At 68.9% G+C, this 14,893-nt stretch carries 17 protein-coding genes; 3 read left to right on the top strand and 14 right to left on the bottom strand.

Features of this window, described 5'->3' with window-relative positions; all coding sequences use genetic code 11:
- Positions 1–54 precede the first annotated feature (54 nt).
- On the top strand, positions 55–429 hold the full coding sequence (locus tag I4U41_RS03320) for an Mth938-like domain-containing protein (RefSeq protein ID WP_206859712.1): 375 nt from the start codon (positions 55–57) through the stop codon (positions 427–429).
- Here the strand turns inward: I4U41_RS03320 and I4U41_RS03325 are convergent.
- The 5 genes from I4U41_RS03325 to surE form a co-directional block, all read right to left on the bottom strand.
- Positions 426–1,247 (bottom strand): endonuclease/exonuclease/phosphatase family protein, encoded by an 822-nt coding sequence (locus I4U41_RS03325; RefSeq protein WP_206859713.1) that lies wholly within the window; start codon positions 1,245–1,247, stop codon positions 426–428. The two genes, I4U41_RS03320 and I4U41_RS03325, sit on opposite strands and share 4 nt — an antisense overlap.
- A gap of 68 nt (positions 1,248–1,315) precedes the next feature.
- A complete protein-coding gene (locus I4U41_RS03330) occupies positions 1,316–2,125 on the bottom strand; it encodes a peptidoglycan DD-metalloendopeptidase family protein (RefSeq protein WP_206859714.1) in 810 nt (269 codons plus the stop codon).
- Between the two features lie 23 nt (positions 2,126–2,148).
- Positions 2,149–2,763: a YqaA family protein gene (locus I4U41_RS03335; RefSeq protein WP_206859715.1), complete on the bottom strand. Its 615-nt coding sequence runs from the start codon at positions 2,761–2,763 to the stop codon at positions 2,149–2,151.
- Positions 2,764–2,811: 48 nt separating this feature from the next.
- Positions 2,812–3,489, bottom strand: coding sequence for a protein-L-isoaspartate(D-aspartate) O-methyltransferase (locus I4U41_RS03340; protein WP_206859716.1), 678 nt, complete (start codon positions 3,487–3,489; stop codon positions 2,812–2,814).
- The gene (gene surE, locus I4U41_RS03345; protein WP_206859717.1) at positions 3,486–4,289 is read right to left on the bottom strand and encodes a 5'/3'-nucleotidase SurE; all 804 of its coding nucleotides are present in this window, start codon (positions 4,287–4,289) and stop codon (positions 3,486–3,488) included. The genes I4U41_RS03340 and surE overlap by 4 nt, the downstream gene beginning before the upstream one ends.
- Before the next feature lie 179 nt (positions 4,290–4,468).
- Here surE and I4U41_RS03350 point away from each other — a divergent pair, with 179 nt between their 5' ends.
- Positions 4,469–5,038 (top strand): Smr/MutS family protein, encoded by a 570-nt coding sequence (locus tag I4U41_RS03350; RefSeq protein WP_206859718.1) that lies wholly within the window; start codon positions 4,469–4,471, stop codon positions 5,036–5,038.
- A gap of 31 nt (positions 5,039–5,069) precedes the next feature.
- Here I4U41_RS03350 and I4U41_RS03355 read toward each other — a convergent pair whose 3' ends face one another.
- The 9 genes from I4U41_RS03355 to I4U41_RS03395 all read right to left on the bottom strand — a co-directional run bounded on the left by I4U41_RS03355 (position 5,070) and on the right by I4U41_RS03395 (position 12,676).
- Positions 5,070–5,312, bottom strand: a complete 243-nt coding sequence (locus I4U41_RS03355; RefSeq protein ID WP_206859719.1) for a hypothetical protein — start codon at positions 5,310–5,312, stop codon at positions 5,070–5,072.
- A 152-nt stretch (positions 5,313–5,464) separates the two neighbouring features.
- Entirely contained in the window at positions 5,465–6,517 is a 1,053-nt protein-coding gene (gene truD / locus I4U41_RS03360; protein ID WP_206859720.1) for a tRNA pseudouridine(13) synthase TruD, read from the bottom strand.
- On the bottom strand, positions 6,514–6,993 hold the full coding sequence (gene ispF / locus I4U41_RS03365; protein ID WP_206859721.1) for a 2-C-methyl-D-erythritol 2,4-cyclodiphosphate synthase: 480 nt from the start codon (positions 6,991–6,993) through the stop codon (positions 6,514–6,516). Before ispF ends, truD begins: the two co-directional genes overlap by 4 nt.
- A gap of 83 nt (positions 6,994–7,076) precedes the next feature.
- On the bottom strand, positions 7,077–7,778 hold the full coding sequence (gene ispD, locus I4U41_RS03370) for a 2-C-methyl-D-erythritol 4-phosphate cytidylyltransferase (RefSeq protein ID WP_206859722.1): 702 nt from the start codon (positions 7,776–7,778) through the stop codon (positions 7,077–7,079).
- Complete coding sequence (gene ftsB, locus I4U41_RS03375) at positions 7,775–8,119, bottom strand: cell division protein FtsB (RefSeq protein ID WP_206859723.1); 345 nt, start codon at positions 8,117–8,119, stop codon at positions 7,775–7,777. Before ftsB ends, ispD begins: the two co-directional genes overlap by 4 nt.
- An 18-nt stretch (positions 8,120–8,137) precedes the next feature.
- Positions 8,138–9,424 carry a phosphopyruvate hydratase gene (gene eno, locus I4U41_RS03380; protein ID WP_206859724.1) on the bottom strand — a complete coding sequence of 429 codons (1,287 nt, stop codon included), beginning with the start codon at positions 9,422–9,424 and terminating at the stop codon, positions 8,138–8,140.
- 183 nt (positions 9,425–9,607) lie between these two features.
- Positions 9,608–10,441, bottom strand: a complete 834-nt coding sequence (kdsA, locus tag I4U41_RS03385) for a 3-deoxy-8-phosphooctulonate synthase (RefSeq protein WP_206859725.1) — start codon at positions 10,439–10,441, stop codon at positions 9,608–9,610.
- Between the two features lie 134 nt (positions 10,442–10,575).
- On the bottom strand, positions 10,576–12,240 hold the full coding sequence (pyrG, locus tag I4U41_RS03390; protein WP_206859726.1) for a CTP synthase: 1,665 nt from the start codon (positions 12,238–12,240) through the stop codon (positions 10,576–10,578).
- 205 nt (positions 12,241–12,445) lie between these two features.
- Positions 12,446–12,676, bottom strand: coding sequence for a hypothetical protein (locus tag I4U41_RS03395; RefSeq protein WP_206859727.1), 231 nt, complete (start codon positions 12,674–12,676; stop codon positions 12,446–12,448).
- 285 nt (positions 12,677–12,961) lie between these two features.
- Here I4U41_RS03395 and parE point away from each other — a divergent pair, with 285 nt between their 5' ends.
- A complete protein-coding gene (gene parE, locus I4U41_RS03400; protein ID WP_206859728.1) occupies positions 12,962–14,869 on the top strand; it encodes a DNA topoisomerase IV subunit B in 1,908 nt (635 codons plus the stop codon).
- Positions 14,870–14,893 lie beyond the last annotated feature (24 nt).

The following is a 14,893-nucleotide window of genomic DNA, read 5'->3' on the forward strand; positions in this document are numbered from 1 at the left end:
ACGCTCGCGGCGCTTCTGCGAATCTCCAGTCCCGCATCCCCGATCCCGCCGCTCATGCAGCTCAACCTCGAACACCCCGACCACGAATTCTTCCTGCGCGCCGCCGACGGCGAATCCGCGCTGGTGAACGAACGTCGCCTGTCCGCGAGTTTCGTGCTCGCGCCGAGCCAACTGGTCGAACACTGGCCGGTGCGCGAGGTGAAGTCGATGACGCCGCAGGATCTCGACGCGGTGCTCGCGCTGGAACCGGAAGTCGTGCTGCTAGGCAGCGGCGCCACGCAGGTGTTCCCGCCGGCGGCGGTGCTCGCGCACTGCCTGCGTGCCGGGGTCGGGCTGGAAACGATGACCAACGCCGCCGCCGCGCGCACGTTCAACGTGCTGGCCGGCGAAGGCCGCCGCGTGGTCGCCGCGTTCGTGCTGCCGGGCTAGTCGCCTTCGCGCGGCAGGAACGGAAGCCGCGCCCACACGCCGTAATGATCCGATGCCCAGCGGCCGTCCGCGTCGGGCGCGGCGAGGATGCGCGTGGATTCCGGTGTCGCGAAGGCGCCCTTTCCGACATGGATGCGGTCGATCCGCGCCGGCGGATTGAAGCGCGGGTTCAGCGTGGCGTGCGCGAGGGTGTCGACCGGCTCGCCCGCATGCGCCGCCGCGTACGCATCGACGAACGCCGCGCGTAGCGGCGCCATCTCCGGTGCATCCGCCACGACGTTGAAGTCGCCGGCGATCACCACCGGCGCATCGCCGCGCGTGGCTTCGACGAACGAAAGCAGATCCGCGATCTGCCGCCCACGCGTCACGCCGCTGCGATCCTCGAAATCCAGATGCACGACATAAAGGTTCACTTCGCGGCCGTGCACCGTCGCGCGCACCCAGCCGGCAATGCGGTACGCCTCGTGCGGCTGCAACCTGCGGAAGCCGCGCTGCGTCGCCGGTTCGCGCGTGAGAATGGCATTGCCGTAACGGCGCGTGCGGTCGGTCGCATCGACCGACACGAAGAACGCGTGATAGCCCAGCCGCTCCGCCAGCGTTCGCGCCTGGTTCGGAAGGCCGTCGTCCTGCAGTACTTCCTGCAGCACGATCGCGTCCGGCGAAAGGCGGCGCAGTTCGGCTTCGATCATTGACTGGCGATGCGGCCAGTCCTCGCGGTCGTGCCAGAGGTTCAACGTGACGATCTCCAGCGCGGGCGTCGCTTCGCGCGGCGCATGCGTGGCGCAACCGGCAAGCATCGCCGCCGACACCAGCAGCATCCACCGCCACGCGTGCCGCGCCGGATCCGCGCCACGTCCAGCACGTCCGCATCGCGCGGACGTCGCGCTCATCGCTTCGGCAGGTACGTCAGCGGATCGACCGGCTTGCCGTTGTAGCGCACCTCGAAGTGCAGCATCTCGCGCGGCGCGCCGCTGCGGCCCATTTCCGCGATCTGCTGGCCCGAGCGCACCAGCTGGCCTTCGTTGACCAGGCGGTTGCGGTTATGCCCGTAGGCGGAAAGCCACTGCTCGTTGTGCTTGATGATGATCAGCTCACCGTAGCCGACCAGGCCCGAGCCGGAATACACGACGACGCCGTCCGCCGCCGCGCGCACCGGCGCGCCGCTGGCGCCGGCGATGTCGATGCCCTGCTTGGTCGGTTCGCCCGCGACGTAGCGGCCGATCAGCTCACCGTCCGCTGGCCAGCGCCACTTGATGTCGCTCGCGGCAGGCGCGGCGGGTTTCGGCGCGGGGGCGGCGGGCGTCGCGGGTTTGCCCGGACTGCTTGCGGGACGCGTGGACGCCGTGCTGCCGCCCTTCCCCGCCGGGTACAGGCGCAGCTTCTGGCCGGGGTAGATCGTGTACGGCGGATCGATGCCGTTCCATGCCGCGAGGTCCTGCAGCCGGACGTTGTTGCGCGAGGCGATCGCGAACAGCGTGTCGCCGCGGCGGACCGTGGTGCTGGCGCCCGGACGGACCTTCGAAGGTGCCTGCGACGAAGCGCCCGGCTCGCGGTAGACCTTGGTGCTCCAGCAGCCGCCCAGCAGGAGGACGGAGGCCGCGATGGCGGCAGCGGCAGCGAATCGCGCGGCCCTTCGGCCGGCATCCGGTCGCGCCGCATCGAGTCGCGCCCCATCAAATCGCCATGTTCCGGTCATGCGTCCTCTCATCCGACCCGCTCTCATCCAAATTGGGCCTTCCATACCAGCCAGCCGATCGCCGCCACGAGGAGCACCGAGGCGATCCAGCCGATCGGCTCGATGTAGCGTCGCAGCGCCGCCTCGGCGCGCACGCCACCCAGGCGGATGGCCAGCGCGACCAGGTACACGCGCTTGCCGCGGCCGATGAACATGCTGGCCAGGAACGGTACCAACGGCACGCCGACGATGCCCGACGCCCAGGTGAATATCTTCAGCGGAATCGGCGTGAACCCTGCGAGAACCAGCAGCCAGAACGCCTGCCACGGCGAATGGGCGGCGATCTCGCGCAACTGCTGCACCTGCGCGTCGATGCGCTCCATCCAGCCCAGCGCGGCGAGCAGCGGCTTGACCAGTTCGTAGGCGAAGTGGCCCAGCGCGTAGCCCACCACCGCGCCGGCGAGGGAGCCCAGGAGGCTCAGCGTCGCGAACCAGAACCCGCGCTTGGGCTGCGCCAGGCACATGGGCGCCAGCATCACTTCCGGCGGAACCGGAAACACGACCGCTTCGGCAAAGCTCAACCCGGTGAGGAAGGCGGGCGCGCGGCGGTGACGCGCCCAGCCGATGGTGCGCTCGTACAACGGTCCGAAGATCTTCAACGCGGGCCTCTGTCCTTCAGGTTGTGCGGTGTGGGCGCTGCGCGGCGGTCAATCGACCATGCCCGACAGCAGCGGCACGAAGACTACCGGCGCGAGCGTCTGCTGCGTGACATTTCCGTCCGCGTCCTTGTGCAGCTTCAGCAGCGATTGCGATCCGGCGCCGCCGACGGGGGCGATCAGCGTGCCGTTCGGCGCGAGCTGGTCGGTCAGCGCATCGACCAGCGCGGGTGCGGCGGCGGTGACGATGATCGCGTCGAAGGGACCGTTCTCCGGCCAGCCGATGCGGCCGTCGTCGTGCTTGCTGCGAACATTCATGCCGAGCTGGCGGAAGCGCTTGCGCGCGGTGCGCAGCAGTTCGCCGATGCGTTCGACCGTGTGCACTTCCAGGCCGAGTGCCGCCAGCACCGCGGCCTGGTAGCCCGAGCCGGTGCCGATTTCCAGCACTTTCTTCGGTTCGGATTCGAGCAGCGCCTCGGTCATCTTCGCCACCACCCACGGTTGCGAGATGGTCTGGCCGTGGCCGATCGGCAACGCGGTGTCCTCGTAGGCGCGCGTGGCGAGCGCCTCGTCGACGAACAGGTGGCGCGGCACGGTACGGATCGCGTTGAGCACGCGTTCGTCGCGGATGCCGTTGTCGCGCAGGCGATCGACCAGGCGGTCGCGCACGCGCTGCGAGGTCATGCCCGAGCCGATCGCCTCGGGTTGCAGGCGCATGCGCAGGGTCATGCCGCCTGCTCCGGCTTGCGCGACGCGCGATGGCCGAGCGACGTCGCCAGCCCGTCGACCCAGCTGGCGACCTGGTCGAGCGCGTGGTAGCGCGTGAGGTCCACCTGGATCGGCGTGATCGAAATATGCCCGGTGCGCAGCGCGTGGAAATCGGTGCCGGGACCGGCATCCTGTTCGGCGCCGGCGGGACCGATCCACCACCACTGCCGCCCGCGCGGATCCTGCTGCGGGATGCAGGCCTCGGCGCGATGGCGGTTGCCCAGGCGGGTGACCTCGAAGCCGCGCACTTCATCCCACGGGATGTCGGGCACGTTCACGTTGAGGATGGTGTCGGCCGGCAGCGGATCTACGCGCAGGCGGGCGATGATCTCCGCCGCCGCGCGCGCCGCGGTCTCGTAGTGCCGGCCGGTGTGATCGACCGTCTGCAGCGACATCGCCACCGCCGGCAGGCCGAGGAAGCGGCCTTCCATCGCCGCGGCGACGGTGCCGGAATAGATCACGTCGTCGCCGAGATTGGCGGTGTTGTTGATGCCGGAGACGACGATGTCCGGTTCGACCTCGAGCATCCCCGTGATGGCCACGTGCACGCAGTCGGTCGGCGTGCCGAACACGCGCCAGGTCGAGTCGTCGAGCTGCTGCACGCGCACCGGCGCGTCCAGGGTGAGCGAATTGCTGGCGCCGGAACGGTCGCGGTCGGGCGCCACCACCAGGACTTCGTGCCCCGCCGCGCGCAGGCCATCGGCCAGGACGCGGATGCCGGGCGCGTCGACGCCGTCGTCGTTGCTCACCAGTACTCGCATGGACTCCCTTGTGAATGCCTTTGGTGCTTGCCGGAACACGGCGCCGGCGCGGGTCGGGCCCGCGCCGCGCGAAGGCCCATGATAGCCGATGCCGCCCGCGCGCCCGGGGACGGCGTGCACGGCTTGCGAACGTGGCGTTACCCGGTTGCGGAACGGACTCGCGACGCTAGGCTTGTCGCATGTCCGAACGACGCGACGATGACGAAGACGACGCCGAGCTGTTCCGCTCCGCGATCGGACCGGTGCGGCCCATGCGCGACACCGCGGCGCCGCCGCCATCCGCGCCGAAGCCGCGCCCGCGCGCGCGCATGGCCGAACGCGACGAGGCGCACGCGCGCGAGCAGTTCCGCCATGCGCTGGAGGACAGCCTGCTGGAAGCCGGCGATGCGCTGAGCTACCGGCGCGACGAAGTGACGCCGCGCCTGCTGCAGAAGCTCAAGCGCGGCGAAATCGCGGTGCAGGAGGAACTCGACCTGCACGGCGCGGACACGCGCGAGGCCGAACAACTGGTGCGCGCCTTCCTGCACGATGCCCGCCAGCACGGCGTGGGCTGCGTGCGGATCGTGCACGGAAAGGGCCTGCACGGCGCCGCCTCGATCGCATCGGGCGGGCAGCCGGTGCTGAAGAACCTGGTGGACCGCATGCTGCGGCATCGCGCGGACGTGCTGGCGTTCCACTCCGCGCCGCCGGCGCAGGGCGGCACCGGTGCGGTGCTGGTGCTGCTCGCGCCCCGTCGCCTGCGCTCCTGAGCGGAGCGCCGACGCAGGGCGTCGGCAGGGTTTACTTGGGCTCTCCGGCGGTCTGCTCGACCTGTTCAGCCGACACGCGCGGCACGTTCACCCAGACCACTTCCAGTCCACGACGACGCGCGACGCGTTCGACGTACGCGATGTATTCCTCGTCGGCGTCCATGATGGTCGGCGAGCGCGGTTCCGGGCTGTAGGTGGACCTGGCCTCCATGCCTGCGCAGGCCGACAGGCCCACGACGGACAGCAACACAATCATGCGAAGCGATGCGTTCATGACGACATCTCCATGACGTTTTCCGCGACGCCATGCGGCGTGGCGGCAGCGCGTTGCGACGCTGCAATTCCGGCTTATACGCCGGCGCCCACAAGGGGCCAGTGCCGGCCGATCCTTTCCGACGAACGGTCGTGAGTCGCCTGCGAGCGTGCTCAGCCGACGCGACCGACCGCACGCACGTCGCCCAGTTCGGCGAGCACGACCGTCGCGTACGCTCCCGGCGGCAGCGCGAACGCGAGTTCGAGGACATCGCTTTCACGCCACGACCACGCAAGGTCGACAGGCTTCAGGCGCAACGCGCGGCGCTCCTGCCGCAAGCCTTCCGACTCCAGTCCCGCGCGCAACGCGAGTGCTTCCCCGTCGGACAGCACGTCGCTTTCCAGCTGCGCCGCCTCGCCTGTCGTGCGCGGTTCGCCGCGTCCCCACAGCGGGCCGGTGGGATGGATGTCAAACGACGCGAGCCGCTGCGCGAGTGCCTCGTCGAACGGCTCCGGCCCGAACACGCTGCGGCTGCCGTCGAGCATCCACACCTCGCCTTCGAGCGGCGAATCCCAGCAACCGCGACGCACGCGCGCGTCGAGCACGCGGTTGAACAGTTCCGAGCGCGCGGCCGACACCAGCAACGTGCGCTGCTCGCGCCGCACGCGGCGGCCGGCGAACATCGCGCGCGCGTTGGCGACGTTGTCGCCGTCGCGGCCGAAGCGCTGTTCGCCGAAATAGTTGGGAACGCCGCGTTCGCAGATCGCCTGCAGGCGCTGTTCGATCGCGCCCCGATCGCCGTTCACGGCGCGCAGCGTCAGCACGAAGCGGTTGCCGGCGAGCGCGCCGCGCGGCAGCTTCTTCGCGTGCCAGGCGTGTTCGACGACGGTGAGGCGCTCCTCGCCTTCGGCGAAATCCAGCGTGGACAGGTCCGGCGCAACCTTCTTCGGCAGGTGCACGCTGAAGCGCTGACGCGTGACCGCATGGCGGTCCTTCAAACCCGCGTAGCCGATCGCGACCTCGCCCACGCCCGCCCACTGCGCGATGCGCTTCGCGGCGAACGCGGTGTTCATGCCGCGCTTCTCGACGGTGAGCAGCAGGTGCTCGCCGGCGCCGGAGGCTTCGAAGCCCGGCAGTTCCTCGACGGCGAAATCCTCCGGCGTGGCGCGCATGTTCGCCGACAGCACGGCGTCGCCATGCGCGCGGGCCAGGGCGGGCTCGTTCACGGCTTCACCAGCAGGCACACCGCCATCGCCGCAATGCCTTCGCCGCGCCCGGTGAAACCGAGCTGCTCGCTGGTCGTCGCCTTGACGCTGATCGCGTCCACGTCCACGCCCAGTTCCTGCGCGATCGCCTCGCGCATCGCCGTCGCATGCGGACCGACTTTTGGACGCTCACACACCACGGTCACGTCCGCATTGCCGAGTTGCCAGCCGCGTTCGCGTGCGAGCGCATCGCAATGACGCAGGAAGGCGCGGCTGTCGGCGCCCTTCCACTGCGGATCGCTGGGCGGGAAGTGCTTGCCGATGTCGCCCAGCGCGAGCGCGCCGAGGATCGCATCGCACAGTGCGTGGATCACGACGTCGCCGTCGGAATGCGCGAGCACGCCGCGATCGTGCGGCACGCGCACGCCGCCAAGCACGACGTGGTCGCCGTCGCCGAACGCGTGCACGTCGTAGCCCTGGCCGATGCGGATGTTCATGAAGTTGCCTTTCGAACGTTCGCGCGCAGGGCGCGCATGAGAAAAATCGGGCGAAGACGATGCGTCCGCGAAGGACGAACGCGTCAGCCCGCACTGCCTCGCGCGAGAAGATACTCCGCCAGCGCGAGATCCGCCGGCGTGGTCACCTTCAGGTTGTCCTCGCGGCCTTCGACCAGCGCCGGATGCACGCCCATGCGCTCCATCGCCATCGCTTCGTCGGTGACGACGATGCCGGCGGCGCGGGCGCGTTCCAGCGCGGCGGTAAGCGCGCCGCGGCGGAACGCCTGCGGCGTGAACGCGCGCCACAGCGCCGAACGCGGTTCGGTCGCGACGATGCGCGCGTCCGCGTCGGCGCGCTTGAGGGTGTCGCGCACCGGCGCGCCGAGGATCGCGCCGTCGGCGTGCGCGCTGGCGATGTCGATGAGACGGTCGAGATCGGCGCCACGCAGGTTCGGACGCGCGGCATCGTGCACGAGGATCAAGGCATCGTCGCCAACATCGGTCGGCAACGCGTGCAGCGCGGCGAGCACCGAATCGGCGCGTTCGCCGCCGCCGGTGCAGCGCAGCAGCGGCTTGCCCTGGCGCGAAGTCCAACCCGGCCAGCGCGGATCGTCGGCCGCCAGCGCGACCATCGCGCCGTCGATGCGCGGATGGGAGAGCAGCGCGTCGAGCGCGTGCGCGATCAGCGGCTTGCCGGCCGCTTCGAGGTATTGCTTGGGAACCTCGCCGCCGAATCGTGTGCCGCGGCCGGCGGCGGGCAACACCGCCCAGATGCGCGGTGTCACGGCGCGGGGGCCTGCGCGTCTTCGGCAGGCGGCGTGTCGGTGGCCGGCGCGGTCGAACCTTCCGGCTCGACCACGCGGTAGAACGTCTCGCCGGGCTTGATCATGCCCAGCTCGCTGCGCGCGCGTTCCTCGACGGCCGCTTCGCCGGACTTGAGGTCCTCGACCTCGGCCGCGAGTGCGTCGTTGCGCTGCTGCAGGCCGGCGTTTTCGCGCGTCTGCTGCTGCACCTGCCGGTCCAGGCGGGCGACGGAGCGGCTGCCGCCCTCGCCTACCCAGAGGCGGTACTGCAGGAACGCCAGCAATCCGGCGAGCAGCACCAGCAGCAGTCGCAACCAGCGCATGCGCGCGTGCCCCGTGCCTTAGCGCTTGAGGGAAACGAAGGCGTCGCGGCCGGCGTACTTCGCGGCCGAACCGAGCGCTTCCTCGATGCGCAGCAGCTGGTTGTACTTGGCGACGCGGTCGCTGCGGCACAGCGAGCCGGTCTTGATCTGCGTGGCGGTCGTGGCCACGGCGATGTCGGAAATCGTCGTGTCCTCGGTCTCGCCCGAACGGTGCGAGACGATCGCCGCGTAGCGGTTCGCGTCGGCCATCGCGATGGCTTCCAGCGTCTCGGTCAGCGTGCCGATCTGGTTGATCTTGATGAGGATGGCGTTCGCCACGCCCTGGTCGATGCCTTCCTTGAAGATCTTCGGGTTGGTCACGAATAGGTCGTCGCCGACCAGTTGCACCTTCTTGCCGATCTTGTCGGTGAGCTGCTTCCAGCCGGCCCAGTCGTGCTCGGCCATGCCGTCCTCGATGGTGACGATCGGGTACTGCGCGGCCCAGTTGGCGAGGAAGTCGACGAACTGCTCGCTGGTCAGGCGCTTGCCTTCGCCGGTGAGGTTGTACTTGCCGTTGTCGAAGAACTCGCTGGAGGCGACGTCCAGGCCGAGCAGGATGTCCTCGCCCGCCTTGTAGCCGGCCTTACCGATGGCTTCCAGGATGGTTTCCAGCGCTTCCTCGTTCGAACGCAGGTCCGGCGCGAAGCCGCCCTCGTCGCCGACGGCGGTGCTCAGGCCGCGGCCCTTGAGCACCGACTTGAGCGCGTGGAACACCTCGGTGCCGGCACGTAGCGCCTCGGCGAAGCTGTCCACGCCGACCGGCAGGATCATGAATTCCTGCAGGTCAACGTTGTTATCGGCGTGCGCGCCGCCGTTGATGATGTTCATCATCGGCACCGGCAGCACGGCCTCGCGGTTGCCGGCGAGGTACTTCCACAACGGCAGCTTCTTCGACGCCGCCACTGCGTGGGCGTTGGCAAGCGACACGCCCAGCAGCGCGTTCGCGCCGAGGCGGCCTTTGTTCTCCGTGCCGTCCAGGTCGATCATGCGGCGATCCAGGCCCGCCTGGTCGGCGGCGTCGAAGCCTTCCAGCGCTTTCGCTATCGTCGTGTTGACGTTCTCCACGGCCTTGCGCACGCCCTTGCCGAGGTAGCGGGTCTTGTCGCCGTCGCGCAATTCCACGGCCTCCTTGGTGCCGGTCGAGGCGCCCGAGGGAACGGCGGCGCGGCCGAAGCTGCCGTCGACCAGGGTGACCTCGGCTTCGAGGGTCGGATTGCCGCGGCTGTCGAGGATCTCGCGGGCGTGGATCTTGGCAATGGTCGTCATGGGTTTCGTCGTAGGGGCGAAAGCGGTTTGGACACGGATTAAAGCAGAACTGGATGCTCTGCTCCTCCCCTGCTTGCAGCGGAGGTCGGGAGGGGGCGTGAGGCGCACAAGCGCCGAGCTCGCCGCGAAGCGGCTCTCACCCCTCCCCAACCCGCCCCTGCGCGCAGCGGAGGGAGCGGAGCATCAGACGCTCGATTCGAGGAAGCCGTTCTTCTTGGTGATGCGGTCCAGCTCCATCAGCGTCTCCAGCAGCGCGCGCATCTTCGGCAGCGGCCAGGCGTTGGGGCCGTCGGACAACGCTTCGTCCGGCACCGGATGGGTTTCCATGAAGATGCCGTCGATACCGACCGCGATTGCCGCGCGCGCCAGCACCGGCACGAACTCGCGCTGGCCGCCGCTCTTGCCGCCGGCGCCGCCGGGCAGCTGCACCGAATGCGTGGCGTCGAACACCACCGGACAGCCGGTGTCGCGCATCACGCTCAGCGAGCGCATGTCGCTCACCAGGTTGTTGTAGCCGAACGACACGCCGCGCTCGCAGGCCATGATCTGCGTGTTGCCGGTGGCTTTGGCCTTGTCGGTGACGTGCTTCATCTCCCACGGGGAGAGGAACTGGCCCTTCTTGATGTTCACCGGCTTGCCGGCGCGGGCCACGTTCTGGATGAAATCGGTCTGTCGGCACAGGAAGGCCGGCGTCTGCAGCACGTCGACGACGGAGGCGACCTCCTGCATCGGCGTGTACTCGTGCACGTCGGTCAGCACCGGCACGCCGATCTGGCGCTTCACTTCGGCCAGCACCTTCAGGCCTTCCTCCAGGCCCGGGCCGCGGAAACTCGTGCCCGAGGTGCGGTTGGCCTTGTCGAAGCTCGACTTGAAGATGAAGTTGATGCCGAGCTCGGAGGTGATTTCCTTCAGCTTGCCGGCGGTGTCGAGCTGCAGCTGCATCGACTCGATCACGCACGGACCGGCGATCAGGAAGAAGGGTTGGTCGAGGCCGACTTCGAATCCGCAGAGGTTCATTCGCTTCTTCGCTCTTGGCCCTCCCCTTCAAGGGGAGGGTTGGGTGGAGAGGGTGTTGCTTGTCGCGTTTCCGGCGGGGAGGGAAGCACCCTCCCCTCCCCCCGCCCTCCCCTTGAAGGGGAAGGAGAAAAACATCAAGCCGTCGCTTCCTTCAGCAACCGCCCGCCCGCCTGCGCCTTGCGCTCGCGCGCGGCGCGGATGAAGCCGACGAACAGCGGATGGCCGTCGCGCGGGGTCGACAGGAATTCCGGGTGCGCCTGGCAGGCCAGGAACCAGGGATGCATGTCGCGCGGCAGTTCGACCATCTCCACCAGCAGGTCGTCCATCGACTTGGCGCTGATGGTCAGGCCGGCGTCTTCCAGCTGCGTGCGGTAGCGGTTGTTGAATTCGTAGCGATGGCGATGGCGCTCGGCGACGACGTCGCGGCCGTACATCTCGCGCGACAGCGTGCCGGGCTTGAGGCGCTGCTCCTGCAGGCCCAGGCGCATCGTGCCGCCCAGGTCGCTCTCCTCGCTGCGGCGTTCGATCTCGCCCGACGAGGTGCGCCATTCGGTGATCAGGCCGATCACCGGATGCGGGCTGGCCTTGTCGTTCTCGGTGCTGTTGGCGCCGGGCAGGCCCGCGACGTGGCGCGCGTAATCGACCACCGCCGCCTGCATGCCGTAGCAGATGCCGAAGTACGGAAGGCCCGTCTCGCGCGCGAACTTCGCGGTGAGCACCTTGCCCTCGAAGCCGCGATCGCCGAAGCCGCCCGGCACCAGGATGCCGTCGACGTCCTTGAGTACGTCCACGCCCTGCTGCTCGATGTCGGACGATTCCAGCCACTTCAGCTTCACGCGCGTGCGCTGGCGCAGGCCGCCGTGCTTGAGCGCCTCGCCGACGGACTTGTACGCGTCCTGGTGGTCGACGTACTTGCCGACGACGGCGATAGTGACGGTATCCACCGGATGCTCGCTGGCATCGACGACCTCGTCCCACTGCGACAGGTCGGCCGGGCCGGCCTCGATGCGCAGGCGGTCGAGCACGATCGCGTCCAGTCCTTCCTCGTGGAAGCGGCGCGGCATCTTGTAGATGTTGTCCAGGTCGACGGCCGAGATGACCGCACGTTCGGGGACGTTGGTGAACAGCGCGATCTTGCGGCGCTCACTGTCGGGCAGCGGCTGCTCGCTGCGGCACAGCAGGATGTCGGGCTGGATGCCGATCGAACGCAGTTCCTTCACCGAGTGCTGCGTGGGCTTGGTCTTCAGCTCGCCGGCAGCGGCGATCCACGGCACCAGGGTGAGGTGCATGAAGATGGCCCCGTCCGGACCGCGCTCGGAGCGGATCTGGCGGATGGCCTCCAGGAACGGCAGCGACTCGATGTCGCCCACCGTGCCGCCGATCTCGACCAGGCCCACGTCGAAGCCGTCGGTGGCCTCCACGATGCAGCGCTTGATCTCGTCGGTGATGTGCGGGATCACCTGCACCGTGCCGCCTAGGTAATCGCCGCGGCGTTCCTTGCGGATCACGTTGTCGTAGATCCGGCCGGTGGTGATGGAGTTCTTGCGGGACAGGCGCGTGCGCAGGTAGCGCTCGTAGTGGCCCAGGTCCAGGTCGGTCTCGGCGCCGTCGTCGGTGACGTACACCTCGCCGTGCTGGAATGGGCTCATGGTGCCCGGGTCGACGTTGATGTAGGGGTCTAGCTTCATCATCGTCACGCGCAGGCCGCGCGCTTCGAGGACAGCCGCCAGCGAGGCTGCCGCAATGCCCTTGCCAAGCGAGGACACCACGCCGCCGGTGACGAAAATCAGGGGAGTCATGGTTTTACTGCCGCTGGAAAGCCGTAGTTTACCGGCTCGGCCCGGCCAGGGCGAGCCGGGCGGCGTTCACGATGGCCGGCCGGCGGCACGATGGCGCCGCGAAAAGCGTATCCGTCGTCGCGTCGCGGAGCCGCCAACGAAAACGCCCCGCACGAGGCGGGGCGTTGTTCTTCCTGCAAACGGACGCGAACGGCTCGCGATCTTCTCAGCGATCGTCCTCTTCCTCCGGCTCGCGGGTCGGATCGGGCTTGCGGTCCTTGCCGGACTTGCCGGTGTCGGACTTGGGCGCGTCGGCCTTCTGCCCGGCCTTGCCGCGCGGCTCCTGCGACTGCGCGCTCTTCGCCTTGTCGGCCTGCGGCGGCTGTTGCTGGGCGAAGGCGGGCGTCGCCAGCGCGGCGGCGATCACGGCGGGAAGGACGAGCTTGCGGATGTTCATCGGTACGACCTCCAGGGGGAGAGAAACGGCGCAGCGGGCGGGCCCGCGACGCTGGCGGGCACCCTACCCTCGCGGCGCCGAGCCTGCACTGAACGGGGGCGCCGGACCCGATGTGGGGTGGCCGCCGCGCCAACACAAGGGGCGCCCAGGCGCGTCTCACCCGGCGTGACGGACGCCGGCGATGCTGACCGACCCTGCCGGCATTACACGCCGTGTTGAATTTCCGGCCCGGGCCACCGACCATCCCCGCTCCGCCTTGCACGTCGTCGAAGAAGTCGTCGAAGAATGAGTTCCCGTTACAACGCCGCAGACATCGAAGTCCTTTCCGGCCTTGACCCCGTCAAGCGCCGCCCCGGCATGTACACCGACACCGCGCGCCCGAACCACCTGGCGCAGGAAGTCATCGACAACGCCGTCGACGAGGCGCTGGCCGGCCACGCGCGCACCATCGAGGTGACGCTGCACAGCGACGGCAGCTGCTCGGTGTCCGACGACGGCCGCGGCATGCCGGTGGACATCCACCCGGAGGAGAAGATCCCCGGCGTCGAGCTGATCCTCACCCGCCTGCACGCGGGCGGCAAGTTCAGCAACAAGAACTACACCTTCTCCGGCGGCCTGCACGGCGTCGGCGTGAGCGTGGTCAACGCGCTGTCGAAGCACGTGGAAGTGCGCATCAAGCGCGACGGCAACGAATACCGCATGACGTTCAAGGATGGCGACCGCGCCACGCCCCTGGAAGTCGTCGGCAGCGTCGGCAAGAAGAACACCGGCACGCGCGTGCATTTCTGGCCGGACGCGAAGTACTTCGACACGCCCAGGTTCAACGCGCGCGCGCTGCGCCACCTGCTGCGCGCCAAGGCCGTGCTGTGCCCGGGCCTCACGGTGAAGCTGTTCGACGAAGCGACCGACGAGCGCAACGAGTGGTACTACGAGGACGGCCTGCGCGATTACCTGCGGGGCGAACTCGCCGAACGCGAACTGCTCCCGCCCGAACTCTTCGTCGGCAAGCTGACCAAGGACACCGAGACCGCGGATTGGGCGGTGGCGTGGGTCGTGGAAGGCGAGCTGGTGCAGGAAAGCTACGTCAACCTCATCCCGACCGCGCAGCACGGCACGCACGTCAACGGCCTGCGCACCGGCTTCACCGATGCGCTGCGCGAGTTCTGCGACTTCCGCAACCTGCTGCCGCGCGGGGTGAAGCTCGCGCCGGAAGACGTGTGGGACCGCGTCGCCTTCGTGCTCAGCATCAAGATGACCGACCCGCAGTTCAGCGGGCAGACCAAGGAACGCCTGTCGTCGCGCCAGGCCGCCGCGTTCGTCGAAGGCGCCGCGCACGATGCGTTCTCGCTGTGGCTCAACCAGCACGTCGAACTGGGCGAGAAGATCGCGCAGCTGGCGATCGAGCGCGCCGCAGCGCGTTTGAAGACCGAAAAGCAGGTCGTCCGCAAGAAGATCACGCAGGGCCCCGCGCTGCCGGGCAAGCTGGCCGACTGCTCCAGCCAGGACCTCTCGCGCACCGAGTTGTTCCTGGTCGAAGGCGACTCGGCGGGCGGCAGCGCGCGCCAGGCCCGCGACAAGGATTTCCAGGCCATTCTTCCGTTGCGCGGCAAGATCCTGAACACCTGGGAAGTCGCCTCCGGCAGCGTGCTCGCCTCGCAGGAAGTGCACGACCTCGCCGTCGCGATCGGTTGCGATCCGGGCAAGGACGATTTGTCGGGCCTGCGCTACGGCAAGGTGATCATCCTGGCCGACGCGGACTCCGACGGCCTGCACATCGCCACGCTGCTCAGCGCGTTGTTCCTCAAGCATTTCCCGTCGCTGGTCGCGGCCGGGCACGTGTTCGTCGCGATGCCGCCGCTGTTCCGCGTCGACGTGGGCAAGCACGTGTTCTACGCGCTGGACGAAGAGGAAAAGCGCATCCTGCTGGAGAAGATCGAGCGCGAGAAGGGCGACCGCAAGAAGGGCATGAGCGGCCAGGTCAACGTCACCCGCTTCAAGGGCCTGGGCGAGATGAACCCCTCGCAGCTGCGCGAATCGACGATCCATCCGGACACGCGCCGGCTGGTGCAGCTCACTGTCGACGACGACACGCAGACGCATTCGCTGATGGACATGCTGCTCGCCAAGAAGCGCGCGGGCGATCGCAAGCAGTGGCTCGAAACCAAGGGCGACCTGGCGACGCTGGAAGTCTGATGCGGTAGACGGGGCTGGGGAGCC

This window comes from Lysobacter changpingensis (assembly GCF_017308985.1).
GTDB lineage: Bacteria > Pseudomonadota > Gammaproteobacteria > Xanthomonadales > Xanthomonadaceae > Lysobacter_J > Lysobacter_J changpingensis.

What these genes read in the sequence shown, in the direction of transcription:
- I4U41_RS03355 (WP_206859719.1), bottom strand. Translation starts at nt 5,312, where the DNA reads ATGAACGCATCGCTTCGCATGATTGTGTTGCTGTCCGTCGTGGGCCTG.
- I4U41_RS03320 (WP_206859712.1), top strand. Translation starts at nt 55, where the DNA reads ATGCAGCTCAACCTCGAACACCCCGACCACGAATTCTTCCTGCGCGCC.
- ftsB (WP_206859723.1), bottom strand. Translation starts at nt 8,119, where the DNA reads ATGCGCTGGTTGCGACTGCTGCTGGTGCTGCTCGCCGGATTGCTGGCG.
- eno (WP_206859724.1), bottom strand. Translation starts at nt 9,424, where the DNA reads ATGACGACCATTGCCAAGATCCACGCCCGCGAGATCCTCGACAGCCGC.
- surE (WP_206859717.1), bottom strand. Translation starts at nt 4,289, where the DNA reads ATGCGAGTACTGGTGAGCAACGACGACGGCGTCGACGCGCCCGGCATC.
- ispF (WP_206859721.1), bottom strand. Translation starts at nt 6,993, where the DNA reads ATGAACATCCGCATCGGCCAGGGCTACGACGTGCACGCGTTCGGCGAC.
- I4U41_RS03395 (WP_206859727.1), bottom strand. Translation starts at nt 12,676, where the DNA reads ATGAACATCCGCAAGCTCGTCCTTCCCGCCGTGATCGCCGCCGCGCTG.
- I4U41_RS03350 (WP_206859718.1), top strand. Translation starts at nt 4,469, where the DNA reads ATGTCCGAACGACGCGACGATGACGAAGACGACGCCGAGCTGTTCCGC.
- I4U41_RS03325 (WP_206859713.1), bottom strand. Translation starts at nt 1,247, where the DNA reads ATGCTGCTGGTGTCGGCGGCGATGCTTGCCGGTTGCGCCACGCATGCG.
- parE (WP_206859728.1), top strand. Translation starts at nt 12,962, where the DNA reads ATGAGTTCCCGTTACAACGCCGCAGACATCGAAGTCCTTTCCGGCCTT.
- I4U41_RS03330 (WP_206859714.1), bottom strand. Translation starts at nt 2,125, where the DNA reads ATGACCGGAACATGGCGATTTGATGGGGCGCGACTCGATGCGGCGCGA.
- I4U41_RS03340 (WP_206859716.1), bottom strand. Translation starts at nt 3,489, where the DNA reads ATGACCCTGCGCATGCGCCTGCAACCCGAGGCGATCGGCTCGGGCATG.
- kdsA (WP_206859725.1), bottom strand. Translation starts at nt 10,441, where the DNA reads ATGAACCTCTGCGGATTCGAAGTCGGCCTCGACCAACCCTTCTTCCTG.
- pyrG (WP_206859726.1), bottom strand. Translation starts at nt 12,240, where the DNA reads ATGACTCCCCTGATTTTCGTCACCGGCGGCGTGGTGTCCTCGCTTGGC.